Below are 20,417 nucleotides of genomic sequence, written 5' to 3' on the forward strand. Positions count from 1 at the left end.
TACGTTATATGAAATTATCGCTAATGTTAAAACCAAGGAGGAATAATCGGTGAGTAGAAGACAAATTCTAGCTAAAATAGCAGAAGAATTAGCTTCAAGACCATTGATAGGAAATAAAGATAAATACGGTCCAGATTTAGAACCAATTCTTAGATGTTTTCCAAGAGATAACCCGAATATTGGTTTCGATTGGTGTGCTGCATTTGTATATCATTGCTGTACTGAGGCAGGCGTGAAGTTACCAGTACGATATCCAGAGCCGGTTTCACGTAATTTTGCATGGGTAGAAGCTTGGTTAGAATGGGGACAAATATATAGTTTTTATCATCATAAAAGTGATCAGTCGTTCCTTCCAGATCAAGGGGATCTTATAATATTTGATAACATTGTAGGGAATGGACTAAACGATCACATCGGAGTGGTAGTAAAAATAGAACAGGGTAAAATAATAACAGCAGAAGGGAATTATTATAATAAATCAGGAATATTTCAAAGAACTATAGAACAAATAAATGGATATATAAGAATTGACGATACGTATTAATAGATTTTGAAAGAGTATTTATAGAAGGCGATAACATCACATAACAATGCATTTCAGCATCGTCGGTGTCGCTCCTTGGTCGCCAAGGGGATTTTCGAAGAAGTGGAATCAGGCGACACATCCAACCGGCTAAGTCTGACGACCCGTTCCCTTTGGTCACTTAAGCCGCTTGAACGTCAGGAATGCCGAACGTTATATGAAAGCCAGGCATACGATTAACTGAAAGCAGGTGCAGATATGCAGTTAGAGGAACATTTTGAACCATTTCCGGTATTAGAAACTGAACGAACCCGATTAAGGAAAATAACTTATGAAGATCAGAATGATATGTTTAGTTACTGTAAGAATCCAGAAGTCTCAAAGTACACAGTTTGGGATGTTCATCAGTCGCTTGATGATACTAATCATTTCATTGATTTTGTACATAGCCGGTACGAGAGTCAAAAAGTCGGCCCTTGGGGAATCGAAGATAAACTTACCAATAAGCTTATTGGCAGTTGCAGCTTTGTAAGTTGGGACAATCGAAACCAAAAAGCAGAGCTAGGATATGTATTATCCTATGATTATTGGAACAAGGGATATATGAGTGAAGTTATCAGAAGAATCATTCTTTTTGGCTTCCATGATATTGGACTGGTTAGAATCGAAGCTCGCTGCCATCCCTTGAATTTAGGGTCGGCGAGAGTTATGGAGAAGTCTGGAATGCAATATGAGGGTCTGCTTAGAAGACATATATTTGCTAAGGGCGATTTTCAAGATGTTAAGATTTATTCAATCATACGAGATGATTTTGTAAGTTAAGTCGAAGAGGGACTTTCCATCATATAACATCGCATTCACGCCTCAGGGCTGTCGCCCCTCGGTCCGCGAGAAGCATTACCTAAAGTAGCAGATTCAGCCAGACAACCCTGCACCGACTAACCGCGTCGCGGCCGTTCCCTTCGCTCACTTAGGCCGGTGAGGTTTCGTGAATATAAAAACGTTATATGAAAGGAATGCATATTTGGAGGTGTTACCTTGAAGCAATATCCTTTTGATTGCATTACTCAACTAGTATTTGTAAAAGAAGAAGAGCTTTTACCGGCAGATGTCATCCTTGTTCCCGGAGGAAGTCATACAAAGCCGATGAAGATTGCATGTGATTTATATAAATCTGGATTAGCACCATATATACTTCCATCCGGTGGTAATAATTCTAAGTTAACAATCACTGAATGGGAATTTCAAAGAGACATCGGTTTGTCACTTGGAATTCCTAAAGAGGCAATTCTTAAAGAGGATCAAGCTAAGAACACATTCGATAATGCAAGAAACTCATGGCAAGTCTTAAAAGAACATAACATTATGGTCACTCGAGCTATTATAGTTTGTAAATCATTTTTCTCAAGACGTGCGTTAATGACTTATCAAACAGTATTCCCGTCAAATATAGTTTTCCAAGTAAAGCAAGATGATTTTAGAATAAGCAAGAATAACTGGTTTTTAAATGACCAAGGTATCAAGTATGTATTAACAGAAGCTGAGAAGATTACTAAATACTTTGGTCATCACATACCAAATTGGGTAAAGCAATTGTCCTAAACTCGAAGAAGGCATTCCCATCATATAACACTGTATTCACGCTGCGGGCCAGAAAGCTGCCCTATGGTCGCCGAGAGGCATTTCAGGGAAGTGGAACCAGGCGACAACCCTGCACCGACAACCGCATCGCGGCCGCTCCCGTTGGTAGCTTAAGTCGGTGAGGGTTCGTCAATGCGGGCACATTATATAACATACTTGCTTAGATGAAATTCATTATTATGATACAAATGGTATACCCATAATTGTGGGCTAAAATAATTAACTATCTAGGTACACGGAGGGGAAATATGCTATACGGACAACGAGTAACATTACGACCTGTTGTTGAAGAAGATTGGGAACTACGATATGAATGGCTGTCCGATCCTGTAGTTAACCGAACGTTACCATCAGGAAGTGGTATGCCCCTAACACCGGAAGTGGTCAGAGAACGTACACGGAGGTACGCGCAAACAGATTCATCAGCTGTCTATTTTACCATAATAAAAGAAGACGGCATCCCGATTGGCAGTACCCAATTGTTTAAGATCCATCCTTGGTCCAAGCATGCTGAATTTGGTATTTGGATTGGGAACAAAATGGTATGGGGGCAAGGTTATGCAACAGAAGTGACAAGTGTTGTCCTGGATTTTGCGTTCGAGCGTTTAAACCTTCATAAAGTGTATTTGACGGTAGATGCTGATAATCCTGGTGCTATTCGGAGTTATGAAAAGGCTGGTTTCAAGAAGGATGGCATACTAAGAGATGAGGTCTATAAAAATGGTCAATATGTCGATCGTATAATGATGAGTATCTTGAAACATGAATATTTAAAGAAATCCAATTGTTCCCAATAACAAGTGAAAGATACTAGAAAAAGGATATACAGGACATGAATTATAATGAGTCTATTATATTAAATTTGTAAGATATTATTTAGTTGAAGGAATCCGAAAGCCAATCTTATAAGTGAGATCAATGATGTCAGAGAAGTATCGTATTTCAGTGGTGATTCAGGAAGGCAAGTACGTCATATAACATTATCTTCACGCTTTGGACTCCGGACGCTGCCAACCTTAACCACATTGCTCATTTGGTACAAATGGGTAAACTCAAGCCGATCGTTAGCGAAGTGTATCCTATGTCGGTTAAGGGAGTCCAGCGTGCGCATCTCTCTAATCAAAGAGGCAGGTCAAAAGGGAAAATAGTATTGGTCAACAACTAACAAAGAGAAGGTAATCTCAGTCTGCCTCTTTTATATAATGATCCCCACTTAAAAACTTGGCTATAAAAAGCACCCGGATATATATCCGGGTGTTTTGTCATCCTATTCATAAATTCACAACTTGAAAATCGCTATCAGGATTTGGGCCAATCCGATGATGTTTTTTCGATTTTGTGCGGCGGAAAGTACGGTAATACGTATTCTCCTAGTTCTTGGATCACCTCATCAGCCGGACGCTGACTATCAAAAAGAGCAAAGAAAAGGTGATTTACACCAATATTTTTATAGAGTTCAAGCAATCTTAACAATTCATTGCGCCCAATTCGAAAACCAAGGCGAATCGGTGTAGCTTTTTCATGTGGATCTTCTGCAAAGTCGAGATGCATCGGCATGGAAAATGGACCGAATTGAGTGTGATTTTGAGGTAGGGCTCACTCTTGCCATGCGTTTATCGGCGAGCTCTTTATTTCCGGAATAGATCGAAATTGAAAAGGAAACTGGTGAAAAGGGACAGGGAGCCGTTGTGGTTTTCTCTGAACTAGGCATTTGCACAGTCATTTAGTTATTCGCCTACGTATTATATATGGGAAAACGAAAGAGCTTGGAAGAAAAAACGCAATTATACAAACAAATCTCTTTTATAAGGAGTGAAGTCAAATGTCATTAGTGCCACAATCTCCTCCCCCTACATTCATCCCAGAAAAACCTGCTGTATCTTATATAGTTGACTGCTTATTTCAATACACTTATGTTTGGCTTTTGAACGGGGAGAGATTCTGGTTTTACCCAACCCGGCTTGAATACGGTGAAGCTTCAGGTTATCGATGGAATGGGGCATATTGGACTTATTATGGGTTTGATCCAAGATTTATTGATGCTGTTTCATGTCAAATTCCTACACTATTCTAAAATATAACATGCCATGGTTGCTTCTAATTAAAGTTAGTAATTAAATTGAGTTATAAATTTGGTGATGGATGGATAGTAGGTCGATAAGGTGCGGTTTGTTGTACAGGGTCACCAGTCAGAGGGGTCTGCGACCGTCATTTGGGGTTCCGTCGAGACTTTAAGCTGCTCATCGGTGATGTGGAACGCGTTTCCCCTACACCCCTTTGAAGGACAAGGTAAGAATCGAACTTCTTAGAGAGAGGATTTGGATTGGGGAATAACTATTCTGCAGCTTGTCTTCGATCTTTTCCCCGGTATGAAAGTGGTGTCCGGAGGGAAGAAGGCTAAATCCTCATGCCGGAAACTTCGAATCAAAACGATCGGGCATCTCAACCATCCGCACCGGGCTGATATATTCCGGGAGCAGTTTGACTTTCTGTTTCCAAAAAGGTACGCCTCTGATCTGATGCGAACAGATGTATGGCGTAAATTGAAGTTTTGCCGCCTATAAGGCGGCGTTTTTATTTTTAGGATAATCGTACTTTTAGTTTATTTGCTGTTTTATTGCATGATTTATTTATCAACTAACGCTACATATGTTCTAGTGGATTTGATGAAACCATGGATCTTACTAAATATCTTATAAGAAATTCTTGAAATTTCAGAAATTTATCCGGTAGGGGGGTGCTATTATACAACTACAAACAAAGATGAGGTGATGATATGCAAGCAAAATTGGCAGCGGACGCCATTCCCCTCTCCAAAAAGCGGAAGTCATGGATAAGAACGTTACAAAAGTATAAAGTGATGTATGCTCTCTTATTGCCGGCATTAGTTTACTTTGCCGTATTCAAATACATTCCTATGGCGGGAATCATGATTGCTTTTAAAAACTATAACCTGGCTTTGGGACTATGGGATAGCCCGTGGGTGGGACTTAAAAATTTTACGGATTTTATGAACGGCGTTTATTTCTGGGACATCATGAAAAATACGATTGTTATATCGCTGTATAAGCTATTGTTCGGTTTCTCCGCTCCCATCGTACTTGCTTTACTCCTCAATGAAGTTTATAGCCAATGGTTTAAGAAAATCGTACAAACGATCACTTATTTGCCTCATTTTCTGTCATGGGTCATTGTTTATGGAATCTTGGTGGCATTATTAGCCCCAGGGGATGGTCTCTTTAACATGATTTTGAAGGAAATTGGTGTTGAACCCATCTCATTTCTAACGGAACCTGCCTGGGGCAGACTGCTGATCATCTTATCTGAAGTATGGAAGGATATTGGATGGGGAGCGATATTGTACCTTGCAGCATTAGCAGGAATCGATCCAAGCTTATATGAAGCAGCTCGAATGGATGGCGCTTCCAAATGGAGACAGCTCTGGCATATCACTTTACCCGGCATTCGAGGTGTCATTATTCTGATGCTGATCCTTAAATTAAGCCATATTCTGGATGCTGGCTTTGACCAAATATTCATGTTTGCCAACACCTTTAACCAGGAGAAGATCGACATTATCGACACATGGGTATACCGTGAAGGGTTGGAGCGTCTTAAGATTGGCTTGGCTACTGCTGTAGGATTGTTTAAAGCTGTCATCGGATTTGTTTTAGTGTTGGCAGCGAATAAGCTCGCCAAAAAATTCGATGGGCAAATTTGGTGAGGTGGTTTTTAAAATGATCAATTTGACAATCGGGGAAAAAGTCTGGCAAGCCGTCGTTTATGTGATTCTTATTTTTCTATCCCTACTTTGCTTACTACCCTTTCTATACGTGGTTGCTGTCTCAGTGACGCCAGAATCGGAAGTGTTAAGAAAAGGGATTGTTATTATACCAGAATCCTTTACCTTTATAGCCTATAAAGAAGTATTCATTTCTCATGGTATCGGGCAGGCGTATAAAATTACATTGTTTCGAACGATTGTAGGCACTGCGTTAAATGTGTTTTTTACGGTAATCGCGGCGTACCCGTTATCCAAAAAATATTTGCCGGGTCGCAGTCCGTTTTTACTATTCATTGTGTTTACCATGATGTTCAGTGGGGGGTTAATTCCAACTTATTTACTAATCCGCTCTCTCGGATTGCTAGACAGTCCGTGGGTATTGATTATTCCAAATCTCATTAGTGCATTTAATCTGGTGATTATTAAAGGCTTTTTCGAGCAATTGCCTGGCGAAATCGAGGAATCAGCGAGGGTTGACGGTGCAAGTGAGCTTCAGTCGTTATGGCGGATCATTTTACCCCTGTCTTTGCCCGTCCTTGCCACCATTTCCTTGTTTTACGCCGTCGGCCATTGGAACAGTTATTTCGATGCTATTGTTTACATCAATGATTCGAACCTCATGCCACTTCAAGTTGTCTTACGCAACATTCTGCTTAACGTCTCCACACAAAGCGCGGATTCGATTGCCAATTCCGGAGCAGTTAGCACATTCGCTGTGCAAATGGCCGCTGTCGTCGTGACTACGGTTCCGATTTTGATGGTTTATCCATTTATGCAGAAGCATTTTACCAAAGGTGTGCTCTTGGGATCAGTTAAAGGTTAAAAGGAATTGCAACCTAAGTTATTACGGGGAAACCGTGATAATATATAAGCAAAAGGAGAGGTCAATATGCAGCGTAAAAAGATTTCATTTGCTATTCTGACGGCAATAGTTGGTTTAGGAACGGTATTGTCAGGATGTGGGGAACAGGGAGAAGTTACCTCGACAGCTTCGAGTAATTCGCAAGGTCAGTCCAGCCAATTTGAAACCAAAATGAAAATTTCAATGTTTAACCAAGGTACTTTCAATGCTGCTGCTCCGATACCCCCACGTGATGAAGATATTCAACGCCAAATGTTAGAAAAAGAGATGAACATCGACTTGGATATGATGATTCCTCAAGCTGGGCAGGCAACAACCAAACTGAATACGCTCATTGCAGGTGGGGATATTCCAGATTTGATCTTCTTGAAGAGCCGTGCTGATCTCGCACAATATTATGACCAAGGCGTTCTTGCGGATTTGACACCGTATCTGGATCAATTTCCTGAATTACAGAAACGTTTTAGCGACGACTCCTGGGAAGCGATGTCCTATCAAGGAAAAACCATTGGAGTTCCAGGCTATGATAATGTAAACGGTATCAGCCGAAGCTTCTTCATCCGCAACGATTGGCTGAAAAAGCTGAATTTGGAAGTGCCAACGACACCTGATGAGCTGTTCGAAGTTATGAAAGCCTTTACAGAGAAAGACCCGGACGGTAATGGCAAAAACGATACGTACGGATTCATCGGCGGTATGAATAAAGAAGGCAATCTGCAAACCTACGGCTTCGATAGCTTGATGTGGATGTTTGGCGTCAATCCTCCTTCAGCCGTTGAAGTGAAAGATAATGAACCGGTGTTCCTATTTATCGATCCCAAAATGAAAGAGGCGCTTGCTTACATTAATAAAATGATGGCAGCCAATGTGGTAGACCCAGACTGGGTGACGATGAATTCGCCTGAGTTGTTGGACCAGAAGTTATTTAAGGGTAAAGTTGGCTTTATGATCAGAGATGCCCGGAGGCTGGAGCCGGATTATCAGCAGAAAATGAAAGAAATCAGTGGAGAGGTGCCGGAATGGATCGTCATTCCTCCGATGAAAGGTCCTTACGGTGATCAAATTGTAGAGAGAAAATCGTTCCAAGGCAATTCATGGGCCATATCCGCGAAAGCGGATAAGGACAAAATCATTCGGATCTTGTCCATGCTGAATTATCTCTTTACGGACGAAGAAGCCTATCCGAACTTTGCATACGGAATTAAAGGGATTCATTGGGATGTGGTGGACGGCAAGATCAAAAATAAAACCTCCGAATTATCGAAGGAAATGAAAGAAAAGTACCTGTGGGTCGATCATTATAGAATGCCGCGCCGTGGTGATGATGCTGAGTACTTTAGCTTCCAGAATCCGAAGACGGCGGAAGCATTCAAGAACAATCAGCAATATGTGGGGCCAACGTTGCCCGGAAATTTATTGACCCCAGACCCCAGCGATACCTTGGATGCTGACCGCCAACGTTTCATTAATGAAAGCTTGGTCAAATTTATGACGGGCAAAGAGCCTCTTTCGAGCTGGGACAATTTCCTCCAAACGCTGGATACCAAGTTTGACATGCAGAAATATAAGGACTCAGCAATCAAGCAATTTAAAGAAGCCGGCATCATCAAGTAAAATATAAACGAAGAGAGTGGCTATTCGTAGCCCCTCTCTTTATTGTCATATGCTATTCTTAGTTTACTATGGAAGTAAAAGGAAGATGATCGATGCGAAGAAGATTCAGCTTGCCTTTAAAATTATTTTTTATCGTATTTGCATTTGTATTAAGCTGCATCATCTTGATAAGTCAATTGTCTTATCGCTATGTCCAAAAGGAAATAAGAACCAATGACCTTTATTACACCAACCAAATACTTGACAAGGTAGACCAGTATTTCACCGTTAATTTTTCCTCCTTCCAGACGATCCTGTTCTCGGTCGAAACATCGGTGAAAGCCAACATTGACAATACGGAAGTGATTAAAAAGCAATTAAGAGAGCTGTATGAACTCAACAGTAATTACGTCAGTAATATTTATTTGATCAAAAGCGATTTATCCATTCTAGGGGGAAGTACACCTACCCGAATATTCGATGAACCCTTATCGGAAAGAGAGCCTTTGTTTGATGCGGCTGACAAGAACAGAAGGACTACCTTTGTTAGTGATCCTTACAAATCGAAGTATTCCGGCTGGACAGTTACGATGGTTCGATATCTGAACGGAGCTCCGTTTCCTATGGCTATTGCGGTAGATTTGGATCTAAATGCCATTGAAGAGACCTTGTTCAAGATTAATAAACAGGAACAAATGAATCTGGCTCTGATCACCGCATCGGGTCAAATTATTGCCGGATTTTCTGAGAATAAAGGACTGCTGAATATTCAAGATCATACGTTTTCAATCGGAGAAACGTCAGCGGAACAAATTCTGGATACGACAGAAACAAGTCTTCAACTGCATACCAAGGATGGCATTCCGGTCTACCTTCTGAAAAAACCGACGGAGAAATTCAACTGGACCATGATCTCGATCAACGATGAATCACGCTTGAAAGCAGCTTTGTCCAGACTGGAAACCTATTATATCGAGCTGCTAGCTGCAGGTCTTCTCTTAAGTTTGTTCATTTCTTTTTTTATTGCCAAATATATTAGGAATCCACTCTATGCGCTCAAAACAAAAATGAAGCGGGTGGAGCAAGGCTTCCTCACAACGACCATAACGATTAACCGAAATGATGAGTTTGGTGATCTTTCCCGAGCCTTCGATCGGATGCTGCAGCAAATTGTGGAGCTGATTCGGCGAGCAGAGCTTCATAATGAGCTTGAGCGGAAGCTGGAGATCCAAGTGCTGCAGTCTCAAATAAACCCTCATTTTCTGTATAACACGCTCGGTTCGATCAGCAATGTTATACGTCTCGGACAAATAGAGAAAGTTGATGTTGTGATTGGGTCGCTCATTTCATTATTGGAATACGGAATAGATGACGCTTCAGAGAAGGTTTCCCTACGCCAGGAATTAAGAAATGTAGCGGACTATATCGAGATCCAGAACATCCGGTATAACAGAAACTTCCACTTGATTGAACATATCGAAGCAGGGTTAATGGATTTTCCGGTTTTTCGAATGCTGCTGCAGCCCCTTGTGGAGAATAGTATCTTCCATGGTTATAACGGAGGGGGGATCGAAGGCCCGATTACAATTCATGCTTACAAGGAGGGCGGCATCGTCATCATAGAAGTCGTTGATCAAGGCGAGGGCATTCCAGCTGATCAAATAAAGCATATTTTAATTTCAGAACCGAGTGATGTGGAAGTAAAAAGGAAAAGAATCGGGTTAAATAATATTCATGGCCGAATAAGACTTCACTACGGAGAGCAATTCGGGCTCCAAATCATTAGCATACCTAAGGAAATAACCCGTGTACGCGCCTTATTCCCGGCAGACTTGCAAAAAGGAGATGCATAATGGTGAGAGACTATACCTGCTTCATTGTTGACGATGAAGACCTAATCATTCAAAGATTGGAATTGTTTTTTAATGAGCTCTCCCATAGGGATAGGCGATTTGTTCTCGTGGGAAAAGCGAATAATGGGCTGAATGGGATCGAGGAGATTTTAAAACTTAAGCCGGATATCGTCATATCCGATATCGTTATGCCGCGAATGGATGGAATCTCCATGATTGAGCAGCTAAAGGTGGAGCTCCCCCATACCCAATACATACTTTTGACCGCCTATTCGTCCTTTGAATACGCCCAGCGAGCTATTCATGCCAATGTATTGGAGTACATTGTAAAGGTTCCGCTAAAGGAAGTGGATTTGGATCGAGCTTTAGATAAGGCAGCCGGAATTTTAAATGAGTTTAAGAAAAAAGAAGCTGAATTTCAATCGTTAAACGTATCCGTGCTTGAAAATAAATATAGAGTCCGCAAGCAATTTTTTAACGAGCTGATCAGAGGCGAAATTCCTTCTCATCGGGCATCGGATTTTGCCAATCGCATGCAGTTTCATTTCTTTCAAGCCAACTATTGCTGCTTCATCGTTGAAATGAATACGTATGAAAGTTTCCGAAACGAATACTCAGCCGCAGATCAAAACATCTTGAAATATGCGATTACGAATATCATCGAAGAAACGGTGATGAATGGTGGCAGTGGCGTAGCTGCGGATCTGTCCGATAATCGTTTTATTGGCTTTTTATCCTGGGAAAATAACCGCAGTGATATGGAAACGGAATATGCTTGCCAATCCTTGGGAGGGCAGATCGTCTCCCATTTGCATCAATATTTGAATCAAAGGGTATCCGTCGCTTTTGGAGGTCCATACCGAGGCTGGGAATCGATCAAACAAGCGTACACGGAAGCTAAAAATGTGAGTGACGATTTCTATTATCATACAGAGAAAGTAGTAAAAACACCCATGCATCGGTTCCAATATCATAATGACAAAAAATCAGACTTTCAGCAGAAGCTGGCTGATTTTCTGATATGTTTGAAAAGAAAGATTTCTAAGGAAGAGCTGGACAATGCACTCGCCGATCTGAACCAATTTGTTACGGACCATAAAATCCACAAATCCATCATGGCGCCAATGATCAGAGACTTGTACAGAGACATTACCAAGAAGTTTAAATCAGGGAACAAGCTGCCCACGGAAGCAGCAGAATTCCCTATGGAATATATGGCATTTCAGGAGCAGCTTGCCTATATTGGCGACTTCACATTCGAGTACGTACACGCTGGCCAATTATTACATCGTGCAGAAATCATGAGTGCTATGCATTTTATAGAGAAAAACCTGAAACAGCGTTTAACGCTCGAGGCGATTGCCGAGGAAGTGAATCTAGCTCCATCGTATTTTAGCAGTTTATTCAAAAAAACAATGAATGAAGGCGTGATCAGCTACATCAACCGTAAAAAAATCCAATTAGCTCTCGAACTTTTACAAGTTCAGGATTATTCTTTATTGGAATTGTGCGAGGAAGTAGGCATCGTCAATGAAGGTTACTTTTGCAAACTATTTAAAGAATATACGGGCGATACCCCTAAGCAGTACCGGATAAAAATGACACGCTACGAAACCAAATAAGGATGCTAAAAATGTATGATTTTTTCGCGAAATCATGTAAAAAAAAGGGGACCAAAACCATTACCATGATAGAAGCATCTAATCATGGAGGTTATCAAAATGGAGCTTATACAAGCAGATGTAACCGTCGTAGGCGGAGGGATTGCCGGAATATGCGCTGCCATTGCTGCCGCACGCCAAGGGCTGCTGGTTTCACTTATTAATGATCGGCCGGTTCTTGGGGGAAATGCGAGCAGCGAGGTCAGGGTTCATATCAACGGGTCGGCATATCTCGGAAACAGTCCATCCTATTATGCTCGCGAGGGCGGGTTGGTGGAAGAACTCAAGCTCAAGATCTTTCATTATAATCCGTTATACAACAAGAAGCTTATGCTTTCGCTTTCGGATACGGTCTTGCTCGACATGGTTTATGATGAGCCTAACATTTCTCTGTTCCTAAATACATGTGTGCATGAAACGGGCATGGAGAACGGCAGAATTAAATGGGTGGAGGGCCTTCAATTAGCTTCCGAAAGAAAATTTCGTTTTGAAAGCCCAACCTACATCGATTGCTCCGGCGATGGAATTGTTGGATACCAAGCAGGTGCTCACTTCCGATGGGGAAGAGAGGCGAAGCATGAATATAAGGAGGAGTTGGCTCCAGAAGTGGCGGATCATTACACCATGGGCGATACGATTCTGTTTCAAGCCCGTGACGTAGACTATCCCGTTCCTTACAAAAGACCAGGCTTTGCGTATGACATTACGAAGTTGGCCTTTTTCGATAGTATCAGAAAAGGCTTAAACCATCGGTCTTTTCCGAGGAAAATCAACGGGCTTGGCGGACTGTGGTGGCTGGAATACGGCGGACATATGGATATTATCAAGAATAATGAAGACATCGCATTGGAACTGCGAAAATTGGTGTACGGGATTTGGGATTATATCAAAAATAGCGGCGAGTTTGATGATGTGGACAATCTCATCTTGGATTATGTATGCCCGATTCCCGGTAAGCGGGAGTCGAGGCGGTTTATCGGGGAGCACATGCTGTCTCAGAACGATCTTACAGCAAAGCCACATTTCGAAGATGCGGTATCCGTCGGAGGCTGGTATATGGATCTGCATGCGAACAAAGGCATCTACGATGAGGGGCCGGCTACAGCGTGGAATTTCGTGCCGGGATTGTATAATATCCCTTTCCGCAGCTTGTTTTCACGAAATATCCCTAATCTCATGTTCGCTGGGCGCAATATAAGCGCTACCCATGTGGCTTTCGGATCGACAAGGGTCATGGCAACCTGCGGTTGTATGGGGCAGGCCGTAGGAACGGCAGCTGCCTTATGCTTAAAATACGAGGCCGACCCTGCAGCCATAGTCAAATCCCATATGGGTGAGCTTCAAGCGCAGCTGCTTCGAGATGGGCAAACGATTGTAGGGCTTCAAGAGCAGTTGGATCCTTATTTCGCTGACGGATTAACGATTCGTGCCTCGTCTCAGCGCAGCTATGATAATCTTCATCCAACCGAAGAGATTTCCTTGGAGAAAGCGTTATGTTTGGTTTTGCCGATTCAGACATCCGTGGCTGAAAGCGTGCGGATCAAAATTAAAAATAGATCCGAGCATTCGGAAACATTGCAAGTGAAGCTGTTTGGCGGGGAGCGGAAGGAAAACTATATTCCCACAAGCGGGCTGAAAGACTACCGCTTGGTTATTTCAGGTGGTCACGATGACTGGATTACGCTGGACTTGGGCTGCGAGAAACCGGCTGATGACAAGGTCTACATCGTTTTGGAAGGCCCGGCGAGCCTTGCCGTATACGGCAATGAAGAGAAAATAACAGGGGCAGTCAGCTTTCATTATAGACCGGAAGAGCCGTCCAGGCTGAAGAAATTCAATAAGAGCATTTGCTTCAAAGACCTATTGCCATCCCAAAATATGTATAGCCCTGAGAATGTCGTCAACGGCTTCTCTAGACCTTATGGTCTGCCAAACAGCTGGATTTCTGAACGTACGGAAGGACAGGAATGGTTGGAATTTGGTTTTGCAAGCCCCAAGAATCTGGATGAAATCCATCTTGTGTTCAACTCGCAGCTGAATTTGGAGCATTTCGACGATCCGATCGAGCCACTTATCCAAGATTATGATGTGACTTTAACCTTAGAGGACGGAACCGAGAGTGAAATTAATATCCGTGGGAATTATCTTTCGTTGAATAAACATCAGGTGCATGCAAAAGGGGTAACCCGAATCCGGTTTGATTTCTGTGCAACGTATGGTTCGCCTTATTATGAAGTGTTTGCTGTAAAATTTTTTGCTCCTAAAACGCTAAGTGAGGCCAGGTGAAGTTGCGATGAAGGAATTCTTCCCTCGAAGAGGGCTGCCTAATGTCATTCAGAAGTTGGAAAATGGGGAAACCGTGACCATCGTTTATTTCGGTGGCAGTAATACGCGCTCTAAAGGATACAGGGTCATGACGGCGGATTGGCTTCGAGGACAATATCCCAATGCGGATATCCGCTCTGTGAACGCAGGCATTGATGGGACAGGATCGGACCTGGGCTGCGCCCGTTTGGAGACAGATGTACTTCGTCATCAGCCTGATCTCGTGTTTGTTGAATTTGTTGGTAACGATGGCGGAGTTCCGGAGTCCAAGGCGCGGATCGAAGGAATTGTCCGACAGATCCGCAAGCGGAGCCGGTTTACCGATATCCTGTTCGTATACACGCTGAAGGAGCGAGATGTGGCCCTATTTCAGTCTGGAGAATACCAGAAGGGAGCTATTATGCAAGAGGAAGTCGCGGACTATTACGGCATTCCTTCGATTCATCTGGGCGTAGCAGTCAGTCAATTGGTTTCGGATGGAAAGCTCATTTTCACCTCAAGGGCAGACGTGTCCATTCCCGGAGCCGTTATTTTTACGCGTGATTCGATCCATCCGACGATTCCCGAAGGACACCAGATTTACACGGATACAATCACCCGGTCGTTTGAGAAAATTAGCAAACTTCGAGATCGCGTGGGAAAGATCGAACATCACTTGCCTCAGAATACTTTGGTCCCGGCCAACCCTTGGGAGTATGCGACCATGCTGCCATTGGATTGTCTTACTCATTTTTCCGCAGGATGGTCTTACATGACCCCCGATGATTTCTCTTTAGTGCGCGAGTATGATTGGTTATTTCCTGGTCTATGGCGAGCAGTCGATCCCGGAGAGACGATCACAGTGGAGTTTGAGGGGACCCACATCGGATTATTCGATATCGGGGGGCCGGATTCTGGCAGATTGAAGGTGTCGGTGGATGGAGGGGAACCCTTCCTTATCGATCGATTCACACCCCATAACGACCATAATCGAAATCAGTATGTTTTCTTACCTGAGCTACCGAATGGGAAACATACAGTTCGTTTCGAAATCGATCACGAGAAGACAGACAAAGCGGCCGTGTTTGAGGCAAGCGGCAATGAAAGAAGTATGGAGCATGTTCGGCAGCATCCCGCTTGGTATGATCAAACGGTCATTCAGATTGGAAAGCTGCTATTGGTGCAGCCGCCATTATAATGGATTTTTCCACTTGGAAGACCTACATTCTATCTGATTGCAATTGGGCGATCAATTCGAATGTAGGTTTCTTTTTTTTACTTAAAATCTTATAAGAAATTCTTGAAATGAAAGAAATTTCACGGTGATATGGCATGCTATGATAAAAACGACGGAGCGGGATTAGCTAGAAGGATAAGGCTAATTGCTTCTTTACGATCTTTGAACAAAGGAGGGCATTATTATTTTGAAAGCGTTATCAATTTAAGGGAGGCTGTGAGTTGTATGGTCAAAAGGAAGCTGTTTTTCTTCATCGTTTTCATGTTGACGATAGTAGTTCCTTTCAGCCTGATCGGAATAAGGGCCGCTTATGCGGAGACCTTACCTTATCAGACGATTATCATTGATGACGGGAGCATCACGATCAATGATGTTGTGACACCTGATGCGGGTAACGCCAATAACGGGTTCTCCGCTCCTTATTGGACCACAAGCGCAGGAGTGAAGGGATACAATAATTCCAGTTCAAAATATACGGATGCCGTAGGTAGAAGCATCACATGGAATCCACGCTTGGAAGCAGGGACGGCGAGAATATCGTTCTATAAGCTTGACTGGGCGGATAAAGCAGATAGTAATGTGAAGATTGAAATTGTTCATAACGGGATTACGGATGTCAAGTTTATGGATCTTAGACCTTCGTCGGGTCCATCGGTCGGATGGGTTGATTTGGGGGAGTATGAATTTAGTGGAGATGATTCCGAATTTGTCAGGCTGACTCGAACGCAACCTACGACGGGCACGATTATTACTCGGGCCGATGCAGTCAAGTTCGAAGGAAATATCAGGCAGCAAGCACCGCTGTTGCCCCCGCTGCGGAGCCGCACATTAGCGAATCTCAGTTACACGGAAAAGGGCAGCATCGAAAATGATAACTATAAGGCGACCTTCTATGAAGCAGCATGGGATGGGGGCAAGTCCATCGTTCGTGACATGTTCTACAGGAACACGGACACAGGAAACTGGATGCCAATAAATAATGTGTCGGAAAGACTTGAGGAGCAATGGGTTTTATTGGATGGGAATGCAGGGAGCCGAACCAATTACTACGATACGATGAACAAACGCTGGATTACATTCGACGGGATCACTTTTCCCGACAGCCAAACGGCGGTATTAACCGATTCTATGAATGGAAGTGATTACGATTTTGAAGTGAACTGGTCCATGGCAGGGGATAAACCTGATGTTTCCTTCGCCTTTACGCCTCGCCGCGATGGCAATTATGTGATTGGATATCAGTCCTTCACAACAGAGCTAATCTCCGGCGTCAATGAAGTGTTAAATGGATTTAGATCGCACGCCAAAATGGTAGGTACGGTGGAATCAACAAGCTTGAGGGAACTGAGCGCTCCAATGAGTCTGGTTGAGAAGAATGACAGTTCGGGGAATCCATTGACGTATGGAGTATTTGTACCTTCGCAAGAGCTGCCGGTTGAGTTTGAACCGACGGGAGGCGTTACGAAACAACGGCTTGGCATGAGCCTAGTCAACAATGAAGGCAGCGTGCAGCCAATCCTGTATGCTCCTCAATTAGGGACTTATTCGCAAATGACCGCAGAAAGCACCTATCAATTTCATATGGGGCTAATCGCTCAAAAAAGCAATCTGTATGAGTCCTATGCGGATATTCTTCGCAATGAGTACGATTATTCGGCATACCGGGAAAATGTTTCAGATCAGTCGCTTACTGACGCGATGTTCAATATGATCGATTTACTTAAGATTGACCCGCAAGGGGATGACTCTGTTCAGTATGTCCCGTCACCCAGCGGGTGGTGGAGCCGTGCCAAGGGCTTTATTGATATCGAAAACGAGGATAGCGTTCGAACAAGCTCGAATGCGGTTCTTCTGGGGGCTTATTATTTGACCGGGGATGACCAGCTTTACGATACGAGAGCATTGCCCTCCGTCCAGTATGGCGTATCGCGAAATGGCATAGGTTGGTCGCCGACGCAGAAGAACGTATACGGCGTGCCTTCGTTATGGAAAATGGCCACCCTGCCATTCGATGTTTCAAGCATCGCCGCTGTTAATCAGATGATGGGCACTTCGGCAGGAATTGGGGCGCTGGCACAGGAAGAGTACCTCGTGCGTGATCCTGACCAGAAAGACCGCGGTCCTGTCATTCAGCCCCTGATGATGTATCGTATGACAGGAGATGCGCAGTATTTGCAGGCTGCCAAGGATGCAGCCGACAGCTATATCATGCAGCATATCGATACGCCTGCATCCGTGAATGTGAGTAAAAATGAGTTCATTTATTATTATAGCAAGCTGTGGATGGAGATTTTGGAGCTTTACGAGGAAACTCAGGATCCCAAATACTTGAATGCTGCATATAAGGAAGCCAAACGTTATGCCACCATGTTTGTTGCTCGTCCGGTTCCTGAAGGTACCGTTACAATTCCGCAGCCCGAGACGTATAATTACGCGGAATCGTTCCATTGGCCAGAAAGCGGTAAATACCAGTATCCTAGAAGCAAGCTCCCAGAAGATATAGCCGGAGGCGTACAAGCGGATCGTTGGCTTGTTTCACCGAGCGGATTGACGTTTGAGGCGGGAAGTACAACCGGCTATTATCGGATGAATGCCCAGGAAGCCCCCTTCATGCTGAGGTTGTCGCTCTATACAGGTGATAAACTGCTGCAGGATATTGCTCATAATGCCGTTATTGGTCGATCTTCCAGTTACCCGGGTTATTACTATAAGGGCTTCGCCGTTAGCCAACTTGAACCGGATTTCCCTCTGGAAGGCCCAAGCGGGGCTACATCCATCTATTATCACCATATACCGGGGCAGCTCGGGCAAACGATGGATTATTTGATCAGCGAACAATCGTTGAAATCGAATGGGAGTATTACATTTCCTTCCGTATTTGAAACGAATTTTTTATGGTTCAAATATCACCTCTATGGGAATAAACCAGGTCATTTTTATGGTAATTCGGACGTTTGGCTCTGGATGCCCAAGGGGATTATTAAGACTAATCATCCTCAATTGAACTGGATAACGGGTGAGAGCGGGGATAAATTCTACATCGGGCTGAGCAACGCATCGTCAGATGAAGTTCAGACTCCGATCGAATTGAATGAACAAATCATTGGGTTCAACCCGGCACAAGATTATACCGTAACGATCATCCGCGATAATGGCACACCAGAACAAGCGGTTATGAGTGGCGGAATCATTCAAGCTACGGTTTCAAGCAAGGGAATAACTGCTATCATTGTAGAAGGACTCAACATTGATGTGCCGCTGCACCAGGTCAGAACTGCTGATACATCAGATGCAAGCTATTTCTTCGATATTCACAGTCCAATCGATGCAGTTAAAGGTATGCTGATCGTCAAGCCTGACGAAACGGTTTATGATGCTTATGTGCAGGCCAAAACGACGAAACCAGCGACAATTCATTATTCCTTGGATGGCGGGGCTACGTATACAACCATCCCAGATACGATATATCCGATGGAATGGTCGATACGGGTGAACGATTTATCCCAAACCTTCACGTATTATGTGGAATCGGAAGGGAAACAGACCCGCAAGCGGACACTCTATCTGCCTGATCAGGTAACGGAAACTCCAGTCCAACCCGATGATGGGCAGGATGGTTCATCTATCATTGTGGATAATACGGAGGCGGAGGCAGAAGGCGTCTGGATAAGGGATACGACGGCTGACAACTATTACTATGATAACTATGTGTATGCCAAATCGACGGCCGGCACAGCGACAAGCAAAATGAAATGGCGGCCGGAGCTGCCGGAAAGTGTTACTTACAGTGTGTATTACAAGATTCCGCAAATAACAGCTGCGAGTGAAAATTGGGCAACGAATGCCTCATTTACCGTTCATTATAGCGGGGGCTCCGAGACGGTTACTGTTGATGAGACAACGGCAAATGGAACTTGGGTGCACCTAGGGGATTATCCTTTTGCGGCAGGCGATAGCGGCTACGTGGAACTTACCAATAAGGCCAACAAGACCAGGGTCGTTGCCGATGCGATCATGTGGGTGGACCCAAACAGAATACCGCAATTGGAGTCGGTGGTGATCCAATCTGATCGAAATGAGCTGCAGATGACTCAAAACGCACAACTGAGTGTAACCGGTTATTTGGATAACGGTTTGATCGGTGATCTGACACAGGCCAATGTGCAGTATTTCGTGGATCGTACGGATCTGGCTGAAGTGGATAGCAGCGGTCGGTTGACCCTTCTAAATCTCGATGGGGAAACGGATCAGATTGAGGTATGGGCCACTGTAACGATTGACGGAGTGTCCTTGACCACACCGCCTTTGACCATATCGATCAAGGACCTAACGGTTATCGTCGACAGTACAGATACAACGGGGTTATACACAACAGAAGGGTCTTGGAGCCAAAGCAATTTAGCCGGATACAAAATTGGGGTTAAGTCCCGTTACACTACAGTTCAAGGATCATCAGCAACGTGGAAAGGCCAGTTTCCAGAGGGGAAATATACGGTCTCCATCTACAAGCTCGTCCATACGACGGCAAACGATAATCATGTCAAAGTGGAAGTGAAACATCAGACGGGTACCGAGGTGACGTATATCGATGCAACGGTCGGCTCATCGGGTTGGGTTAATCTAGGAACGTTCGACTTTACGGGAGACGGTAGCGAGTATGTTCGTTTAACCAGGGAGACTCCAACAACGGTAGATCCGCCAACGCTTCCTGCCGATATGATCTATACGAGGGCTGATGCAGTCAAGTTCGAACGGCATTCTGTTAGTCCGGAGCTGCTTGCAAATGAGTCGCCAGGTAAACCAACACTTTCCGAATAATAGCGGTGTTGAGGTGAATCCCGGCAAACCTGTGTTGTCCAGCGACAACTCGGATCAAGATAGAAACTATACCAAGTGCTCTATCGGCATTACACAAATTTCTGGGAGATCTCCTGGCATTTATTAATATCGCAGTGAGTA

At 43.8% G+C, this 20,417-nt stretch carries 13 protein-coding genes and 1 pseudogene; 13 read left to right on the forward strand and 1 reads right to left on the reverse strand.

Going from position 1 to position 20,417, the window contains the following annotated elements; genetic code table 11:
• Positions 1-49 precede the first annotated feature (49 nt).
• The 5 genes from NYE54_RS14440 (at position 50) to NYE54_RS14460 (ending at position 3,329) form a co-directional block, all read left to right on the forward strand.
• A complete protein-coding gene (locus NYE54_RS14440) occupies positions 50-544 on the forward strand; it encodes a CHAP domain-containing protein (protein WP_339272644.1) in 495 nt (164 codons plus the stop codon).
• Between the two features lie 237 nt (positions 545-781).
• Positions 782-1,345: a GNAT family protein gene (locus NYE54_RS14445; RefSeq protein ID WP_339272646.1), complete on the forward strand. Its 564-nt coding sequence runs from the start codon at positions 782-784 to the stop codon at positions 1,343-1,345.
• Between the two features lie 216 nt (positions 1,346-1,561).
• Positions 1,562-2,125 (forward strand): YdcF family protein, encoded by a 564-nt coding sequence (locus NYE54_RS14450; protein ID WP_339272648.1) that lies wholly within the window; start codon positions 1,562-1,564, stop codon positions 2,123-2,125.
• A gap of 287 nt (positions 2,126-2,412) precedes the next feature.
• The gene (locus tag NYE54_RS14455; protein ID WP_098743247.1) at positions 2,413-2,961 is read left to right on the forward strand and encodes a GNAT family protein; all 549 of its coding nucleotides are present in this window, start codon (positions 2,413-2,415) and stop codon (positions 2,959-2,961) included.
• A 236-nt stretch (positions 2,962-3,197) separates the two neighbouring features.
• On the forward strand, positions 3,198-3,329 hold the full coding sequence (locus tag NYE54_RS14460) for a hypothetical protein (RefSeq protein WP_339272651.1): 132 nt from the start codon (positions 3,198-3,200) through the stop codon (positions 3,327-3,329).
• 134 nt (positions 3,330-3,463) lie between these two features.
• Here the strand turns inward: NYE54_RS14460 and NYE54_RS14465 are convergent.
• Positions 3,464-3,736, reverse strand: a pseudogene (locus tag NYE54_RS14465) (hypothetical protein); the annotation flags it as partial.
• A gap of 1,204 nt (positions 3,737-4,940) precedes the next feature.
• Between NYE54_RS14465 and NYE54_RS14470 the strand changes: the two are divergent.
• The 8 genes from NYE54_RS14470 to NYE54_RS14505 all read left to right on the forward strand — a co-directional run bounded on the left by NYE54_RS14470 (position 4,941) and on the right by NYE54_RS14505 (position 20,276).
• On the forward strand, positions 4,941-5,888 hold the full coding sequence (locus NYE54_RS14470) for an ABC transporter permease subunit (RefSeq protein ID WP_339272652.1): 948 nt from the start codon (positions 4,941-4,943) through the stop codon (positions 5,886-5,888).
• 13 nt (positions 5,889-5,901) lie between these two features.
• A complete protein-coding gene (locus tag NYE54_RS14475; RefSeq protein WP_339272654.1) occupies positions 5,902-6,771 on the forward strand; it encodes a carbohydrate ABC transporter permease in 870 nt (289 codons plus the stop codon).
• 66 nt (positions 6,772-6,837) lie between these two features.
• Positions 6,838-8,424: an extracellular solute-binding protein gene (locus tag NYE54_RS14480; RefSeq protein WP_339272656.1), complete on the forward strand. Its 1,587-nt coding sequence runs from the start codon at positions 6,838-6,840 to the stop codon at positions 8,422-8,424.
• A 92-nt stretch (positions 8,425-8,516) separates the two neighbouring features.
• On the forward strand, positions 8,517-10,256 hold the full coding sequence (locus NYE54_RS14485; RefSeq protein ID WP_076326618.1) for a histidine kinase: 1,740 nt from the start codon (positions 8,517-8,519) through the stop codon (positions 10,254-10,256).
• Positions 10,256-11,878: a response regulator gene (locus tag NYE54_RS14490; protein WP_339272658.1), complete on the forward strand. Its 1,623-nt coding sequence runs from the start codon at positions 10,256-10,258 to the stop codon at positions 11,876-11,878. Before NYE54_RS14485 ends, NYE54_RS14490 begins: the two co-directional genes overlap by 1 nt.
• 99 nt (positions 11,879-11,977) lie before the next feature.
• On the forward strand, positions 11,978-14,203 hold the full coding sequence (locus NYE54_RS14495; RefSeq protein WP_339272660.1) for an FAD-dependent oxidoreductase: 2,226 nt from the start codon (positions 11,978-11,980) through the stop codon (positions 14,201-14,203).
• 7 nt (positions 14,204-14,210) lie between these two features.
• Positions 14,211-15,419, forward strand: a complete 1,209-nt coding sequence (locus NYE54_RS14500) for a GDSL-type esterase/lipase family protein (RefSeq protein WP_339272662.1) — start codon at positions 14,211-14,213, stop codon at positions 15,417-15,419.
• 264 nt (positions 15,420-15,683) lie between these two features.
• Complete coding sequence (locus NYE54_RS14505; RefSeq protein ID WP_339272664.1) at positions 15,684-20,276, forward strand: hypothetical protein; 4,593 nt, start codon at positions 15,684-15,686, stop codon at positions 20,274-20,276.
• The last annotated feature ends 141 nt before the right edge of the window (positions 20,277-20,417 follow it).

The sequence above is a fragment of the Paenibacillus sp. FSL K6-1330 genome (genome assembly GCF_037976825.1).
In the GTDB taxonomy this organism is placed as follows: Bacteria; Bacillota; Bacilli; order Paenibacillales; family Paenibacillaceae; genus Paenibacillus_AQ.

Coding starts and splice junctions, on each gene's coding strand:
- NYE54_RS14445 (WP_339272646.1), top strand. CDS start 782: ATGCAGTTAGAGGAACATTTTGAACCATTTCCGGTATTAGAAACTGAA.
- NYE54_RS14455 (WP_098743247.1), top strand. CDS start 2,413: ATGCTATACGGACAACGAGTAACATTACGACCTGTTGTTGAAGAAGAT.
- NYE54_RS14470 (WP_339272652.1), top strand. CDS start 4,941: ATGCAAGCAAAATTGGCAGCGGACGCCATTCCCCTCTCCAAAAAGCGG.
- NYE54_RS14475 (WP_339272654.1), top strand. CDS start 5,902: ATGATCAATTTGACAATCGGGGAAAAAGTCTGGCAAGCCGTCGTTTAT.
- NYE54_RS14480 (WP_339272656.1), top strand. CDS start 6,838: ATGCAGCGTAAAAAGATTTCATTTGCTATTCTGACGGCAATAGTTGGT.
- NYE54_RS14485 (WP_076326618.1), top strand. CDS start 8,517: ATGCGAAGAAGATTCAGCTTGCCTTTAAAATTATTTTTTATCGTATTT.
- NYE54_RS14490 (WP_339272658.1), top strand. CDS start 10,256: ATGGTGAGAGACTATACCTGCTTCATTGTTGACGATGAAGACCTAATC.
- NYE54_RS14495 (WP_339272660.1), top strand. CDS start 11,978: ATGGAGCTTATACAAGCAGATGTAACCGTCGTAGGCGGAGGGATTGCC.
- NYE54_RS14500 (WP_339272662.1), top strand. CDS start 14,211: ATGAAGGAATTCTTCCCTCGAAGAGGGCTGCCTAATGTCATTCAGAAG.
- NYE54_RS14505 (WP_339272664.1), top strand. CDS start 15,684: ATGGTCAAAAGGAAGCTGTTTTTCTTCATCGTTTTCATGTTGACGATA.